Raw genomic sequence first — 16,430 nt, 5'->3', positions numbered from 1 at the left:
GCCTGGATGCCGGGTATACCGGCTCAAAAGACAAGGTTGAAAAAAGAGGCTATATCGCGCATATCCGTCCCCGATCTGAGGAAAAACAGGAGCTCTTGCGGAATCCCGATTTTAAAGCCCGGCGCTGGGTAGTAGAGGTTACGCATTCGTTCTTCAACCGTTTCCGCAAATTGCTGGTTCGTTTTGAAAAGAAAGCTGCAAACTACCTTGGTCTTCTGCATTTTGCCTGTGCAATTATTGTCTGGCGTAAATTGATTCGAGTCCATATCTAATTTATGGATAGGCTCTTAGAAACCTTCGCGCTCAGGTCGCCGCCAGTATAGACGCTGCTCCAATGACTGGGGGTGTTCAGGCGCTCGTCGGTGTCCTCCTCCATTTCCAGCGTCTCGCCGCCCTGTCGGAAAGTGATTTTATACATATCCTTTCCCAGAGACTGGTGATACGCCGTTTTTCCACCAAAACCGATCACAGCCGGATCGCTGGTGTACATATAGAGCGCCCTGCCCCGGGTCATGAAGGTATTTCCGTCCTCATTCCCGTTGGTGTAGGCACTCCCGTCCGCAACCCCCGGGCGCTGCAGCACCCGATCCATATAATAGCTGTTTTCCTCGGCATCCTTGTCAAAGATATCCTTTAAAATGTTCTCTTCGGGGTTGTAAATCTCTGGATCCAGATCATATGCTTCCAGCAGTCCCAAGGGATCGCTGAATTCAGGCTCGCCCACCGCGTCCAACGCCGCCTGCGGCCCTGAACCCGGCTCCCCGGTTGCTTCCGTTTGGGGCTTGGAATTGGTTTCGGCATCCTCTTCCGCAAATGCCGGCAATGAGCTAAAAGAGCTCAGCAGCAGCGCGCCGGACAGGATCAGAGAAACCAGTTTGTTGCTTTTCACATTTTTCTCCTCCCTTTCTTTTATTAGATACCCGATAGCTGAATCAACTTCCAAAAACAGAATGCCGCCCTCTTAAAACCGCATATGCCCGGACAGCCATCCGCGTTTGGTATGCAACGGCGGAATCCCTTCGCCGTGCCAGGATTGTATTCTTATCATAGCGGCCGTTCCTTTGCGTTTCCAGTATAAAATTTTAATATTAGTGAAATATTTTAATGCAAAATTAACAATAACAATTATAAATTTTTATAAAAATTTAAATATACCTTTTTTAAAAAATAATTGCTACCGTAAATTTTTAAGATTGGTAGATTATTTTCATATACTTATGAAATTAGTAAATTCTCACAAAATTTTGCCGACATAATTTATGATATTATTTTCTTGATTTTAGAAATTTTGTATCATATGATTAATAAAGTAAGTTCCCGAAAGGAGTGGAGCGGAAAGGAAAGGCAGAAGTATGCCACGCTTTGTCAAACAATTTTATGGGAATCTTCGTTTATCCAAAAAAATGTTGCTGTCCTTTCTTTTGGTTTCCGTTATCCCGATTTTAATCATTCAATCGATCTCTTATGTCGTGATTACCTCATCCATGAAGCAGAACGTCAGCGAGCTGACGGTAGACAGTCTGCAGCAGCTGGGAGACCGAATGGATATTACCATTCAGGCCTACGGCGCTATTCTGGAACAGATTTATGTGGATGACCAAATCATCGAAAACATCAACCTGCTCAACGGACGGGATGACCAGGGCAAGGCGGCCGCCAATTACATTATTACAAACCGCCTGAAAACCTTCGCATTTTCTCAAAAAGGAATCCGCAGTATTTCGATCATCACCAATCAGGGGGTGTCTGTGGTTTATGACACCAAAACGGCTTCCATTATTGAAAATCTTTGGAGCGGCGCGGGAGATCTGCGCCGGCTTCCAGTTTATCGGAACACCGAGAGTGTTCAGAAAATTGTTTTGACCCCTACGGAACGGATTGCAGAAACCCGCGGGGACGCCTATGTGTTCCACCTTTCCAAGGCGCTCAACGACCTGCGCTTCCCCGGCAAAGGCACGATCGCGGTGGTCGTCATCAGCGTGGAAGAACAAATCCTTCAGCAGCTGTGCAATCCTTCTTTGACGGAGCAAAGCCACAGCATGAATTTTATTCTGGATTCAAATGGACAGGTAGTTTCTTATCCCAAAGAGGAATTTCTCACCCAAAGAATCCCCCATTGGGAAAACGGCCTGAAAGAGGCCGCCCGCGCCTTTGCCGCCGAAACAGCCCTGCCCTTCCACTCCAGTGCATCGATCCTGTATCGGGAACCCAGCACAGGATGGATTCTGTGCAACGTCTACGACCAGAATTACATGTTCCGGGACATTCGCCGCATTCAGCTCCTGACGGTGATTCTAGGCCTGAGCGTGATCGCCGTTTCCATTCTGGTCATCCGGTACACCGTGCGAACCATCACGGACTCCACGGGCATCGTCATCGCCGGCATGCGAAAGGTGCGCGAGGGCGATCTGAACGTGGCAGTGCAGGTGGAAGGCCACGATGAAATTCACGATATTTCCTCCCACTTCAACAACATGGTAAAGAGCCTGCGTCAATCCATGGAGGAAACAAACAGAGCCGCGAACCAGCGCAAGGAGGCAGAGATTCGGGCGCTGGAAGCTCAGATCAACCCCCATTTTCTTTACAACACCCTTGATTCCATCAACTGGATGGCGATTGAGCATGAGGAGTACGAAATCAGCCGAATGCTGTGCGACTTGGGCATTATTCTGCGCTACAGCATCAGCAACAGCAACCTGAAAGTGAGCTTTCAGGAGGAAATCGACTGGCTGAAGAGGTATCTCGAGCTGCAGCGGAGCCGCTTTAACGACAGCTTCGATTTTGAAATCTCCGCTGACCCGGACGTATTGCGGATAGCCAAAACCTATAAGCTATTATTTCAACCCTTTGTGGAGAACGCGCTGATCCACGGTCTGCAGGGCATCGAAGAAAACGGCCGCGTCACTGTGGAGGTACTTTGGGCGGATCAGAGGGAAAGCATTCATATCGTCATTGAGGACAATGGAAACGGTATGAGCCCGGAACTGGTTCAGAAATATAACGACCGGACGCGCGCTGTCTCTCAGGAAAGCGGGAGCATCGGGATGCACAACGCCTTTTCCCGCCTGGATATGTATTACAAAGATCGCGCTTCCTGGAAAATCATCAGCGCCATCGGGAAAGGTACCGTCATCAACCTGAAAATACCCGCAACATAAAGGAGGCCGCTATGAGGATTGTCATTGTGGAAGACGAGACAAAGATCCGGATGGGCCTGGCCGGCCTGATTGAAAAGCTAACGGGGCAGGCCATAACGGGCTCTGCCAAAAACGGCGCAGAGGGCTTAGAGCTATGCCGACGTTTTAAGCCGGATTGGATCATCACCGACGTGCGGATGCCTGAAATGAGCGGAATTGCGATGCTGGCTCAGCTCAAGCAGGAGGGGCTGATGAGAAAGGCGACGATTCTCAGCGGTTACGCGGAATTTGAATATGCCAAGCAGGCCATCGCGCTGGGGGTCAGGGATTACCTTCTCAAGCCCATCACTGTGGAGGATGTCAAAAAAGCCCTGAAAACAATCGATGAAGAAATTCAGCGAGAAAACGCGGTGAGCACTCCTCAGCCCGTGCGGGTGCTGCGGAATTACCTGCAGGAAGAGGATGCGCAGGCCGAGGCCGCCCTGCGTCTGGCGGAGCAGACCTGCCGTTTTGCCCGGAACGAACCGATTCTGGCCTGTCTGGGTTATTGGGACAGCGCACAGGCCAACTTCTACGAACGCTTTGAAGAGAGGATGCGGATTCTGTCTCAGGTTTCCATACGCGAAAGCTGGCTGTACTTTCTACATGACAGGATGATCGTGGTGATTGCCTTTGGCTTTTCTCCGGAAAGCCGGCACGCCGTAGAGGAATCCTTTTCCAAAAAGGTTTTGGAGCCTTTGCAGCCCTGCGGTCCGTCCGCGTGGAATATTGGCTTTTTCTCCGGCCTGTCCGCCCTGAAAAAGGCGATGGCCGCGATGCGGTCGGAGCTGTGCTGGTGTATTCCTTTAGGGTATTATCCCGCCATTTGCCACGACTGTCTGGACGACCGAAAGACACAACCTCTGCTTTACCCGGAGAAGCTGGAAGCGCAGATCAAGGCCGCCGTCTGTTCCTTCAACGGCGACGCGGTTCAGAAGTTACTGGAGCAGTTTTTCCATATTCTCTGCAAGCCGCTCTATTCTCCGGATGATATTATCAACGCGCATGTGCGCCTGGTGACCGCAGTGCTCAACGGGCTGAAGGATCTGGACGAGCGGGCATATCAGCAGATTCTTCAGCAAAAGCTGCTCAGCCGGGTGACCACCGCGGTTACCCCGGATGAACTGCGGCTTGTTTTAGATGACATGCTGCGCTTAATTTTTTCCGCACAGGAAAAAAAAGACGATATCCGAAATTATACAATCAGCCGGGCGCTGGCTTATATCCGCCGCCACTATATGGAGGGCATCACCCTGGAGCGGGTAGCGGCCAGACTGGATATTACCCCGGAATACCTCAGTACTCTTTTCAACCGGGAGGTGGGAAAAAATTTCACGCTGTTCCTCAAGGAATTCCGGATCAGCCACGCAAAGCGGCTGCTTCGCGGTTCCGATTTGAAAATTTATGAAATCGCGGCCAACGTAGGGTACAACGATCCCAAATATTTTTACCGAGTGTTCAAAGAAGTGACCGGCCTGTCCCCCGGCGATTTTCGGGAAAACGGATGACTGTAAGGAAAGGAGCGCGGCGCCGTGAAAAAACTGCTTTTCGTCCTCGTCCTGGCCTGCCTAGGCCTTTTCCCCGCCTGCGGATCTTCCGCGGGGAATTCTTCCGGTGCTCCAAAGGAATCTCCTCGGGAAAGCGTCGTGTTTTGGAGCTACTACGAAACCGAAGCACAGAAAAAGGCTCTGGACGCGATTGTGCAAGGGTTCAACGCTTCCCAGCAGAGCTATGAGGCCCAATGGGAATATGTGCCGATGGCGGATTTTACAAAGCGGCTGTCCATCGGCATGATGCAGGGCGGCCTGCCGGACCTGGCCCTCATCGACAATCCGGACATGGCTTATTATATTCAGTTGGGACTGTTCGCTGATATCACAGAGGATACTGCTGAGTGGCTGGAACCGGACTTCTATTATCAAGCCGTCCTGGACTCCACCCGGTATCAGGGACGTCTTTACGGCCTGCCGTTTCTGCGGAACAGCGCGGCTTTGATCTATAACAAAAAAATGCTGCGAGAGGCCGGCGTAGAGGCTCCCTCCACCTGGACGGAACTGCGGGAGGCTTCCCGCAAACTGACTGGGGACGGCGTGTGGGGCTTCGGAATCTCTGCTTTGCGCTATGAACAAGCAACCTTTCAGTTTCTGCCGTGGGTGTTCTCCACGGGAGCAACGCTGAATACTCTGGACGGCCGAAAAGGGATTCGTGCTTTTTTATTGTTTCACGACTTAATCGCAGACGGTTCCCTCTCCCGGGACTGCGTCAACTGGTCTCAGGTAGATCTGGGGCGGAAATTTGTCCGAGGCGAAATTGCCATGATGGAGAACGGTCCCTGGATATTGCCCCAGCTAAAAAGCGCCGAAAACCTGGAGTGGGGAATCGCCGAGCTGCCGAAGGACTCTGTACGGGCGGCAGTGCTGGGAGGCGAAAACATGGGTGTCATCGACGGTGACGGCCGCGAGGGTGCTTTGGCGTTCCTGCGGTACTGCGCCCAGCCGGATGTAATCGAAAGCTACTGCGAAGCCTGCGCGTCACTTCCACCCCGTAGAGATCTGGCCGAACAGCCGCGGTGGAAAGACAGCAAAGACTATTCGGTCTTTGTCAAGCAGCTTTCTTACAGTATCTCAAGGGGACAATACACCAACTGGCCTTCTATCTCAGAAGCTCTTTCCACCCACTTCTGCAACATGCTTTTGGGCACAGAGTCCCCGGAAGAAGCGTCATCCGGCACGGCGGCCGTTATTGAAAACCTGAATAACAGTCAAACGCCTTCGGCACCGTAGAGGCCGAAGGCGTTTGACTATTATAATGATTAGGAGAAACAAGTAAATTCACGCCGGATCCAGACAGCCATTTCCCCCACTCCCCGGTTGTTCCACAGACAATAGGGAATCGCGGTCAGCGTGGCTTTCTCCATATCCGGTTCTTTTGCACGGTGGTACAGCGGGCCTGAATCCTCCACCAGCCGATGACCCTGTGCACGGATCACCAGAGTCCCGCCCAGCAGATCCTCCCGGTACTCCTCAGTCAACGCCTCGCCTGTAGAAACGGAGAGAGCTTGCAGATTGGAGCCGTTGTCGATCTCCTCCAGGCAATAGATCAGCGGGCCCTTGCCGATGGCCACGCGGCCGATCTCGGCGCGCACCTTGGGATTAGCCTCATACAGTATCGGCGTCATGTCCATCTTCAGCTCGATGACATTGTCCAACCACACCTGCGCCAACTCCAGATACCCGTTCCGGACAATCGGAGAGACCGGGTTTCCATCCAGATAAGCGCACCAGCCACCGCACCAGCCGGGAATGCGGAGCCCTATCGTAAACGGCGCCGGCTTTTCCGGACGGACGGCGATCGTTATAGTTCCCTCATAGGGGTACCGTGTCGCCTGGCGCAGCTCCACCGTAGTTCCTCCCACAGGGAATTTGGCAGAACCGGACACATACAGGTCCACATTGATGCGCTCCGGCCCGTAGCTGTAGGCGTACTGCCCCAAAGAAACGACCGTGCGGGCCAGATTCGGCGGGCAGCAGGCCACGCCGAACCATTTCTGGCGCTCCGTTTTCACATGGCGCTTGGCGCTGTTGTTTTCACAGGAGTCCGGCCACACCTCCAAGGGGTTTACATAAAAGAACTCTGTGCCGGACAGGGAAACACCGGAAAGCACGGTGTTATAGAGGCACCTCTCCATTGTGTCGACATATTTAGCCTCGCCGGTCAGGTTGGCCATTCTCCGGCAGAACATGGCAAGGCCGACGCTGGCGCAGGTTTCGGAATAATTGGTATCGTTTGGCAGGTCGTAATCGCCCGCGAAGCGCTCCCCAAAGGCGGTGGCACCGATGCTGCCCGTAAGATACAGCTTTCGCTCGGCAATGCTGTCGTACAGCGCACAGCAGGCCTGATACAGGGCCTTATCCTGATATTCTGCGGCCAAATCGGCCATGGCGGAATACATGTATACCGCCCGCACCGCATGTCCTACGGCGTCGCGCTGATCCACCGGGCACTCATGCACCTGAAAGTACTTCTCGTCAAATTCCGCCATTTCAGGGAAAATATAATGATCCAGATGCTTTCTCTGCTCGTCAAAAAACAGCGGGTGCTTTCCCCGCTCATCAATAAAATAGCGCGCCAGCTCCAGATACTTTCGTTCCCCGGTCACCCGGTACAGACGTACCAGCGCAAGCTCGATCTCCTGGTGCCCGGGGTAGCCGTGCAGCTTGTCCGGCTCTCTGCCGAAACGCCCGCCGATATAATCGCAGCAGCGGCGCATAATGTTGAGCAGCGCGTCCTTGCCCGTAGCCTGGTAATACGCGACGGCGGCCTCCACAAAATGCCCCGCCGTATACAGCTCATGGCCTTCCTGCAGGTTTTGGAACCGGTTTTCCGGCTCCTGAATCGTAAAATAGGTGTTTAGGTATCCGTCCTCGCACTGGGCGCGCCCAATCAGCGCGATGGTTTCGTCAGCCAGCGCCTCCAGCTCCGGGTTGGGACGGACACTCAGGCTGTAGGATACCGCCTCCAGCCATTTGGCCACGTCGGTATCCTGAAACACCGCGCCGATAAAAGAGCCCTCTTCCTCCCCGGCCGCAATCCGCAGATTGCGAATGCAGCCGCTGGGCTCCGCTCCCGGCACCCGGTCGTTTAAGATCTCCCACTGATAGGGGATGACCTTCTCTGTCACCAAACGGATATAAGGATCCCAAAAAGCGTCGTGAACCACGCAGTGTTTGGGAGACAACGTTTGAAGCCTTTGTTTAAGCATAAAAAACTCCTTTCTCACGCTTTCACGGCCCCGTTGGTCAGGCCGCTGACAATGTACCGCTGCATGAAAATAAAGATGACGATCACGGGCGAAATGGCGATGATTCCAAACGCCATCGTGGAATTCCACAGCGTTTGATACTGCTGCACGTAATTATAGATGCTGGAGGTAATTGGCCGCATGGTGGGGTCGGTGATAAAGGTAATACCATAAATCAGATCACCCCACGCATACATAAAGGAAAAAACAGCGGCCACAACAATGCCGGGTTTCGCGATGGGCAGCATGATCCGGAAAAAAGCGGAGAAATATCCGCAGCCGTCAATCTTAGCAGCCTCGTCCAGCTCTTTCGGAATGGAGATAAAATAGGTGCGCAGAATAATGACGGAAAAAGGGATCCCGATCGTCGCATCGGCCAGAATGGGCGCCCAATAGCTGTTGAGCAGATTGATGCCGGAGAACATGATATACAGCGAGGTCAAAACCAGCGTGGAGGGAAGCATCTGGGTGATCAGAAACAGCAGCACAATGATCTTTCTTGCACGAAAGCGGAACCGGGCCAGACCGTAAGCCGCCGGAATCGACAGCGCCGTCGCGATCAGCATGGTGCCGACGGAAATAATGACGCTATTCCGAAAGCCCTGCAGCGTATCGCTCGAGGACGCGACCTGCTTGACATACGCCGCCAGCGTAAGATTCCTGGGCCAGAGGGGTGTGGGAATCTGAAAAATTTCCACCTGGGTTTTCAGCGAGGTCACCAGCATCCAGTACAGGGGAAAAATAAAAACACAGAAGATAAGCCCGCCGACAACAAACAGCATCAGCTTGCTTTTGTTTTCTTTTTTAAAAAATTTCACGTCACATCACCTCATCCTCGTCGATCAAACGGATGTAGAAAAAGCCCACAACCAACAGGATCAAAAATAAGATATTCGCGGCGGAGGCACCCCGGCTGAATGCAAACTCTTCAAAGGACAGCCGGTAGGCATAAGTGGATACCAGCTCCGTGGAGTTGACGGGGCCACCTTTTGTCATGACCCAAACCAAATCGAACACCTTAAACGTGTAAACAAATCCCAGGGTCAGTACGGACATGATCGCGGGCTTGATCATGGGGATGGTGATAGAAATTAGCGTCCTCAGCTTTCCGGCGCCGTCCAGACTGGCGCTCTCGTACACATCGTTCGGGATCGTTGTCAGCCCGGTAAGAAGCAGCATCATATTGAACGGAATCCCGATCCAGATATTGGCCACAATAATGGCAAACATGGCCGTGGTAGGATGCAACAACCATTCGGTAGGCTGATCCAGCACATGCAGGGCCATGAGGAACTGGTTGATGATGCCGCCGCTGAGCGCAAACATAAACTTGAACAGCAGGCCGGCTACCGTAACCGGCAGCAGCCAGGAAATCATGGTGACACCACGGAAAAACGAGCACCCGGGGAACTTTTTTTGGAAGAGCAGGGCCATACCGAAGCCGATGATAAACTGGAAAAAGATCGACCCCACCGTAAAAATCAGCGTGTTCCGGATGGAACGCAGCAAAATGGAGTTTTTGCCGGTAAACAGATCCACATAGTTTTGGAAGCCTACAAACTTTTGAGCATCCGGATTCGCGAAGGTATGTACGTTCACTTCTTTGAAGCTTAGAATAATATTCTGCACCATGGGATATCCGATAAAAACGATCATATAAGCTAACGCCGGGAGTGCAAAGGCCAACCCCAGAAGCGCGGGGGACTTTAGCTTGTTTTTCTGGTTCATAGGGATGGTTCCTCCTTGCAAAAAGGGATGTTGTCAGCAACATCCCTTTTTGTCTTTTGAAAATCTTATTTCACTGCATCCACTGCCGCCTGTGTGTCTTGTGCGGCCTGCTCCGGCGTTTTGGCCGAGGTCAAAACCTCCTGGAAGCCGGTCTGAATCGCGGCGGAATAGGAGGGCCACAAAGGAGAGGGCCCTCTGGGAATGGAGGTGTCCAGCTGCTTGATGAATGCCGCCTGAATCGGATCTTCGGTCCAGTAAGCGTCCTTCGCGGCCTCCGTTTTAGGCGGGAAAGAGCCGTACTGCTTCATGGCCTGCACCATAACATCCGTTTTGTCGTAATATTTCAGGAACGCCAAGGCACCGCTGACGTCGTCCTTTTTGACAACGCCCATGTTCTCCCCGCCGAGAATCGAAGTGGCCTGCGGCGAGGAAGCATCCTTTTTAGGCAGAACCGTCACGCCATAGTTGAGGTCGGGCGCGTTGGCTTCGATACCCGGGATCTGCCAGGGGCCGTTCTGCTGCATCGCCAGATTCCCGGCCATGAAGTTGTTGTTGACATCGGACTGGGTCCAGTTAACGACTTCCTTGGTCCACGAGCCCTCTTTTACCATTTCCTGCATCAGCTTGTAAGCGTCCACGCCGCCCTTAATGTCTTTGTAGGAGCCGCCGGCCGTGTACAGCCACTGCAGGCACTGGAAGGTTCCTTCGTCTGTGTTGGTGGCGGCGTTGCCGAACCCGTACACACCGTTTTTGGTCAGCGTCTTCGCCATCCGGCGGAATTCCTCCCAGGTGGTGTTTTCGTCGGGATATTTCAGCCCGGCCGCATCAAACAGATCCTTGTTGTAGAACAGGGCCGTACAGTTGGTGGCAAAGGGGATCCCATAGTGCTTGCCATCCATCATCGTGGATTCCATCGGGCCGGCGATGTATTCGTCCCATTTGATATCCGCGTCCGAAATGTCGGCGAAGAGACCCATGGAAATGAACGACGCCATACTGCAGCCATCCAGAATCACCAGATCCGGAAGCTGCTTGGAGGTCATTCCTAAGGTCAGCTGTTTCTCATAGTCCGCAAAGGGAACGTAGACATGCTCCGCCACGTATTCCTTCTGCCCGGCATTGAAGCCGTCGATCATTGTTTTCATCATTTCCTTCTGGGCATCCGTTTCAAAATAGTCCCAGATAACAACCTTTTTGGGCGCGGCTGAAGCCGCCGAACCGCTGTCCGCGGAGGAGGCCGCTGTGGAACCGCCGCATCCAGTCAGCATGCTGGCGGCAAGAAGTCCCGCGAGCAGGCCTGCAAGTATTCTTTTCATCCAAATATCAACTCCTCTTTCTTTTTTGGGGAAAGCGTATTCCCCAAGCTACTGATTCCAAATTAAACTATTTTCCCTCTCTTGTTAACTCTATTTTTTTAATAAAAGTGGAGAAATCTTTGGTCGTTTTCACAAAAACTTGTATGGCAGCTACTTTTGAATAGACCGTACATTTTTTTAAAATAAGCTTTGCAAACAAAAGGTTGTATGCTACAATCAGCAATAAAGAACCGGAAACCCAATCAAAGTGATGTGATGAAATATGAAAGAACACAAATACGCGGAACTGGCCCGCAGGCTGCGCACGGAAATTCAGTCCGGCGTGTACCTGGCCGGACAGCAGTTGCCCAGTGAAAACGAACTGGCGGCCATGACCGGGTACAGCCGCCAGACCGTGCGCCAGGCCATGGGCGTGCTGGAGCAGGAAGGCCTGACCTACCGGGTGCAGGGCAGCGGCACCTATGTGCGCAGCGCGCCCGCCCGCCGGCAGCCCACACGGAACATCGCCGTGGTGACCACCTATATCGGAGAATATATTTTTCCTGCCATCCTGCACGGCATTGACCATATTCTGGTAAAGAACGGGTACACTCCCATGCTCAACGCCACCCGCAACCGGGTGGACAACGAGCGCCGCATCCTGACGGAGCTGCTGCAAAAACCGATTGACGGCATGATCGTGGAGGGGACAAAAACAGCGCTGCCAAACCCCAATATCGACCTGTATGAGCGTTTTGCCGAGATGGGGATTCCCGTGGTATTTATCAATGGTTTTTATCCCAATCTGAAAAAGCCCGTCTATGTGGCGGCTGACGATCGTGCGGGAGGCTTCGCCGCCTGCATGGCGCTGATGGAGAAAGGACACCGGCGGATTGCCGGCATCTTTAAAAGCGACGATATTCAGGGGCACCGCCGCTACGCCGGCTACGCGGAGGCCCTGTGCCGCGCGGGCCTTTCCGTGGAGGACGACCACGTGATGTGGTACACCACGGAAAACCGCGACAGTTTGCTCGACACCTGTACCCTTTCTGTGCTGAGCACCTGCACGGGCGTCGTCTGCTACAACGACGAGGTGGCGCTGCGCATTCTGGAGGTGCTGGGCAAGGCAGGCGTTGCCGTTCCACAGCAGATGGAGCTGGTAAGCTTCGACCACAGCACCCTGGCCCGGCTCTCCCCCACTCCTTTTCTTTCCTTGTCAAACCCCAAGGAAACGCTGGGCCGGCTGGCAGCCGAAAAGCTGCTGCATATTCTGGGCGGCCGGGCAGAGCAGTCGGTTCTGCTGCCCTGGAATATCGAATAGGCCGCGTTTTTTGTCAATTTTTCCAAAATCACTAGTACCTTTTCAGGGGTTTTTTCTCTTGTGTTTTTCTCCCGCGATAGCTTATGATTTAAGTTGTACATACAAGCGCTCAAAAATATTCAGAAATATGTATTTGATATGTCTATTAATCAGAGTCCGGGCGGGCCGCCCGGTTAGTTGCAGAAAGGAGCTGATCGATTGATAGAGACACAGGACAGAAGAAAAGCAGCAATTCTCAGCGGAAAAACCGCCCTGGGCATTGAGCTGGGTTCCACGCGCATCAAGGCTGTGCTCATCGGCCCCAATCATGTGCCGATGGTGTCCGGCAGCCATGATTGGGAAAACCGGCTGGAAGACGGTGTTTGGACGTACCGTCTGGAGGATGTGTGGAAAGGCTTGCAAAGCTGCTACGCAAAGCTCAGCGCACAGGTAGAGGCAACATACGGCGTACCGCTGCGGAATGTGGGAGTCATTGGCTTTTCCGCCATGATGCACGGCTACCTGGCTTTTGACAATCAAGGCCGGCAGCTGGCACAATTCCGCACCTGGCGCAACACTACCACCGAGCGGGCCGCCGAACGGCTGACGGAGTTGTTCGGATTCAACATTCCCCAGCGCTGGAGCATCTCCCACCTGTACCAGGCGATTCTGAATGGCGAGGAGCACGTGAAGGACACAGCGTTTTTGACCACACTGGCGGGCTATGTGCATTGGAAGTTGACCGGCGAAAAGGTGCTGGGCGTGGGTGATGCTTCGGGGATGTTCCCCATCAACAGCGTGAAAAACGATTATGACGACGCCCGAATGGAACAGTTTGAAAATCTGGTTGCGGAAAAGGGCTACCCATGGAAGCTGCGGGATCTTCTGCCGAAAGTGCTGCCTGCCGGCGGCGCTGCCGGCAGGCTGACGGCGGAAGGGGCCCGACTTCTGGACCCCACGGGGACACTGGAACCCGGCATTCCCTTTTGCCCACCGGAAGGCGATGCGGGCACCGGCATGACCGCCACCAATAGCGTAGCCGAACGCACAGGCAACATCTCCGCCGGCACCTCTATTTTTGCCATGGTCGTGCTGGAAAAGCCCTTGTCCGCCGTGTACCCGGAGATCGACATGGTAACGACACCCACCGGCAGACCCGTGGCGATGGTTCACTGCAACAACTGCACCTCAGACATCGACGCGTGGGCGGAGCTGCTGCGGGGCTTTGCCTCGGCCATGGGCGAAGAGTACACCGTACCCCAGGTACTGGACGCATTATTTTACGAGGCTTTGGAAGGCGACGCGGACTGCGGTGGCCTGGTGTCGTACAATTACTTTTCCGGCGAGCCCGTCACCAAGTTTGAGGAAGGCCGCCCATTGCTGGTGCGTACGCCGGGTGCTAGATTCACTTTTGCCAATTTTGCCCGCACCCATCTGTACGCCGCCATGGCGACCCTGAAAATCGGCATGGATATCCTTTTCCTAAAGGAGCGGGTTCAATTGAACATACTGCTGGGACACGGCGGATTTTTCAAAGCGACGGGAGCGGGCCAGAGGCTCATGGCCGCCGCGATGGGCGTTCCGGTCTTCGTGATGGAAACAGCCGGCGAGGGCGGCCCCTGGGGCATGGCGCTGCTGGCAGCTTACCTGATGAACAGAGAACCCCAGGAAAGCCTGGAGGAGTATCTGGAGCGCAAAGTGTTTGCGGGAAGCAAAGGGAGCAGCGTAGCCCCCGATCCGAAAGACGCCGAGGGCTTTGAAGCCTTCCTGAAGCGTTACAAGCAGGGACTATCCATTGAACGGGCAGCGGTGGAGTATTTGAAATAAAAAAGGGGTGTTATTGATGAAACTAAAAGAATATGAGTTTTGGTTTGTAGTAGGCAGCCAGTTTTTGTATGGACCTCAGGTACTGGACACCGTGGCGGTCCGCGCGGCTGAAATGGCGGGCCGGATGAACGAATCCGGCAATCTGCCCTGCCGGCTGGTGTACAAGGGCACGGTAAAAACCAATGAGGAAATTACGTCCATCATGAAAGAGGCGAATTATGCAGACGCCTGCGCTGGCGTCGTCACCTGGTGCCACACCTTTAGTCCGAGCAAAATGTGGATCAACGGCTTCGCGCAGCTGCAAAAGCCTTACTGCCATCTGGCCACCCAATATCACCGGGAAATTCCCAATGAAGAAATCGATATGGATTTCATGAACCTGAACCAGTCCGCCCACGGTGACCGGGAGCACGGCTTTATTGCCGCCCGCCTGCGGCTTGCCCGCAAGGTGATCGCCGGCTACTGGGAGGATGAAACCGTCCAGAAGCGCCTGGGCAGCTGGATGCGCGCTGCGGTGGGCGCGGCGTTCAGCAAGGGGCTGAAGGTGATGCGTTTCGGCGACAACATGCGCGAAGTCGCCGTAACCGAAGGCGATAAGGTGGAGGTACAGGCAAAGTTGGGCTGGCAGGTGAATACCTGGCCGGTCGGACAGCTCGCGGAGAGGATGAACGCCGTCACCGATACGGAAATCGACGCCCTGATGGAAATTTACCGCGCGGAATATGATTTTTCTACGGAGGATCTGGAAGCCGTGCGCTACCAGGCCCGGGAAGAGATCGCCATGAAAGCTATGCTGGACGCCGAAAACTGCCGGGCATTCTCCAACACCTTCCAGGATCTGTACGGCATGAAACAGCTGCCCGGCCTGGCCACCCAGCATCTGATGGCCCAGGGTTACGGCTACGGCGGCGAGGGCGACTGGAAAACAGCGGCCATGACCGCCATCCTAAAAGCCATGAGCGAGGGACAGAGCGGAGGCTCTACCTTTATGGAGGATTACAACTATCATTTGGCACAGGGAAACGAGTACAGCCTTGGCGCGCACATGCTGGAGGTATGCCCATCGGTGGCGGCGGCCCGCCCCCGCATTGAGGTGCACCCCCTGGGGATCGGCGACCGGGAAGCGCCGGCCCGTCTGGTGTTTGAGGGCCATGCCGGCCCGGCTGTTGTCATTAGCCTGATCGACATGGGCGGCCGACTGCGCCTGATCTGCCAGGACATAGAGTGCGTAAAGCCAATTCTGGAAATGCCGAATCTGCCCGTGGCCCGCGTCATGTGGAAAGCCATACCAAACCTCATTACCGGCGTGGAGGCATGGATCACCGCCGGCGGCGCCCACCATACGGTGCTCAGCTACGACGTAACCGCAGTGCAGATGCGCGACTGGGCACGGATGATGGAAATCGAATTTGTGCACATCGGAAAGGACACCACCATCGAAAGCCTGGAGCACGATCTGTTCCTGTCCGACCTGGCCTGGAAGCTGAAATAAGGAGAATCAGATGCTGGAACAATTGAAACAGGAAGTTTATCGGGCCAACCTGGAGCTGCCCCGCCGTGGCCTTGTAACCTATACCTGGGGAAATGTATCGGGAATCGACCGGGAGCAGGGGCTGATCGTCATCAAGCCCTCCGGTGTGGAATATGAAGACCTGCGTCCGGAAAATCTGGTGGTACTGGACCTGGAAGGCCGGAAGGTGGAAGGGAAACTGAACCCCTCCTCCGATACCAAGACCCATCTGGAGCTGTATCGGACTTTTCCGTCCCTGGGCGGCATCGTTCACACCCATAGTCCTCACGCCGTAGCGTGGGCCCAGGCGGGGGAGGATATTCCCTGCTACGGCACCACCCACGCCGACTACTTTTACGGCCCGGTCCCCTGCGCCCGCCACCTGACCTCTGCAGAGGTAGAAGAGGACTACGAACTCAACACCGGCAAGGTGATCATCGAAACCTTTGAGATGCGCGGAATCAATCCGGTTCATGTGCCTGGGGTGATCTGCTGCAGTCACGGCCCCTTTGCCTGGGGAAAGGACGCGGCCCAAGCGGTATACCATGCCGTAGTGCTGGAAGAGGTGGCACGAATGGCCATCCTCACCCGCCAGGTAAATCCGCATGCTCCCACCGCACTCCGACATGTGCAAGAGAAGCATTTCCTGCGCAAACACGGACCGAATTCCTATTACGGACAGAATAAATAGAACGTTTTTTGCAGAAAACAAAATCTCATGAAAGCTTCTAAATTCATCCTGTAAAGATCGAAGGAATTCATCCTTTTATCCCATTCACGATATAAATTTCCT

Annotated in this window: 13 protein-coding genes; 8 read left to right on the top strand and 5 right to left on the bottom strand. The window is 54.0% G+C overall.

Features of this window, described 5'->3' with window-relative positions:
* On the top strand, window positions 1-272 hold a 272-nt coding region (locus HMPREF1141_RS06770), incomplete at its 5' end, for a transposase (RefSeq protein WP_009062410.1).
* Here the strand turns inward: HMPREF1141_RS06770 and HMPREF1141_RS06765 are convergent.
* Window positions 269-889, bottom strand: coding sequence for a hypothetical protein (locus tag HMPREF1141_RS06765; RefSeq protein WP_009062402.1), 621 nt, complete (start codon window positions 887-889; stop codon window positions 269-271). The genes HMPREF1141_RS06770 and HMPREF1141_RS06765 overlap by 4 nt on opposite strands.
* Window positions 890-1,352: 463 nt before the next feature.
* Here HMPREF1141_RS06765 and HMPREF1141_RS06760 point away from each other — a divergent pair, with 463 nt between their 5' ends.
* Genes HMPREF1141_RS06760 through HMPREF1141_RS06750 form a run of 3 tightly spaced genes read left to right on the top strand, consistent with a single transcriptional unit; the run spans window position 1,353 to window position 5,959 of the window.
* Window positions 1,353-3,158 carry a sensor histidine kinase gene (locus HMPREF1141_RS06760; RefSeq protein ID WP_009062405.1) on the top strand — a complete coding sequence of 602 codons (1,806 nt, stop codon included), beginning with the start codon at window positions 1,353-1,355 and terminating at the stop codon, window positions 3,156-3,158.
* A gap of 11 nt (window positions 3,159-3,169) precedes the next feature.
* Entirely contained in the window at window positions 3,170-4,684 is a 1,515-nt protein-coding gene (locus HMPREF1141_RS06755) for a response regulator (protein ID WP_009062415.1), read from the top strand.
* 24 nt (window positions 4,685-4,708) lie between these two features.
* Window positions 4,709-5,959 carry an extracellular solute-binding protein gene (locus HMPREF1141_RS06750; RefSeq protein WP_009062408.1) on the top strand — a complete coding sequence of 417 codons (1,251 nt, stop codon included), beginning with the start codon at window positions 4,709-4,711 and terminating at the stop codon, window positions 5,957-5,959.
* A gap of 29 nt (window positions 5,960-5,988) precedes the next feature.
* Here HMPREF1141_RS06750 and HMPREF1141_RS06745 read toward each other — a convergent pair whose 3' ends face one another.
* The 4 genes from HMPREF1141_RS06745 to HMPREF1141_RS06730 all read right to left on the bottom strand — a co-directional run bounded on the left by HMPREF1141_RS06745 (window position 5,989) and on the right by HMPREF1141_RS06730 (window position 11,021).
* A complete protein-coding gene (locus HMPREF1141_RS06745; protein WP_009062403.1) occupies window positions 5,989-7,938 on the bottom strand; it encodes a beta-L-arabinofuranosidase domain-containing protein in 1,950 nt (649 codons plus the stop codon).
* Between the two features lie 14 nt (window positions 7,939-7,952).
* Complete coding sequence (locus HMPREF1141_RS06740; RefSeq protein WP_009062396.1) at window positions 7,953-8,795, bottom strand: carbohydrate ABC transporter permease; 843 nt, start codon at window positions 8,793-8,795, stop codon at window positions 7,953-7,955.
* A gap of 1 nt (window position 8,796) precedes the next feature.
* Window positions 8,797-9,705: a sugar ABC transporter permease gene (locus HMPREF1141_RS06735; RefSeq protein ID WP_009062398.1), complete on the bottom strand. Its 909-nt coding sequence runs from the start codon at window positions 9,703-9,705 to the stop codon at window positions 8,797-8,799.
* Between the two features lie 65 nt (window positions 9,706-9,770).
* A complete protein-coding gene (locus tag HMPREF1141_RS06730; protein WP_009062397.1) occupies window positions 9,771-11,021 on the bottom strand; it encodes an ABC transporter substrate-binding protein in 1,251 nt (416 codons plus the stop codon).
* Between the two features lie 262 nt (window positions 11,022-11,283).
* Here HMPREF1141_RS06730 and HMPREF1141_RS06725 point away from each other — a divergent pair, with 262 nt between their 5' ends.
* The 4 genes from HMPREF1141_RS06725 to HMPREF1141_RS06710 all read left to right on the top strand — a co-directional run bounded on the left by HMPREF1141_RS06725 (window position 11,284) and on the right by HMPREF1141_RS06710 (window position 16,328).
* On the top strand, window positions 11,284-12,321 hold the full coding sequence (locus tag HMPREF1141_RS06725) for a GntR family transcriptional regulator (protein ID WP_009062413.1): 1,038 nt from the start codon (window positions 11,284-11,286) through the stop codon (window positions 12,319-12,321).
* A gap of 198 nt (window positions 12,322-12,519) precedes the next feature.
* Window positions 12,520-14,127 carry an FGGY-family carbohydrate kinase gene (locus tag HMPREF1141_RS06720; RefSeq protein ID WP_009062394.1) on the top strand — a complete coding sequence of 536 codons (1,608 nt, stop codon included), beginning with the start codon at window positions 12,520-12,522 and terminating at the stop codon, window positions 14,125-14,127.
* A gap of 16 nt (window positions 14,128-14,143) precedes the next feature.
* Complete coding sequence (gene araA, locus HMPREF1141_RS06715) at window positions 14,144-15,619, top strand: L-arabinose isomerase (RefSeq protein WP_009062399.1); 1,476 nt, start codon at window positions 14,144-14,146, stop codon at window positions 15,617-15,619.
* A gap of 10 nt (window positions 15,620-15,629) precedes the next feature.
* A complete protein-coding gene (locus tag HMPREF1141_RS06710) occupies window positions 15,630-16,328 on the top strand; it encodes an L-ribulose-5-phosphate 4-epimerase (protein WP_009062412.1) in 699 nt (232 codons plus the stop codon).
* Window positions 16,329-16,430: the final 102 nt, after the last annotated feature.

This window comes from Clostridium sp. MSTE9, from assembly GCF_000277625.1.
Taxonomy (GTDB): domain Bacteria; phylum Bacillota; class Clostridia; order Oscillospirales; family Acutalibacteraceae; genus Faecalispora; species Faecalispora jeddahensis.
The sequence above is the reverse complement of the archived record's forward strand: the minus strand, read 5'-3'. Positions and strand labels throughout refer to the sequence as shown.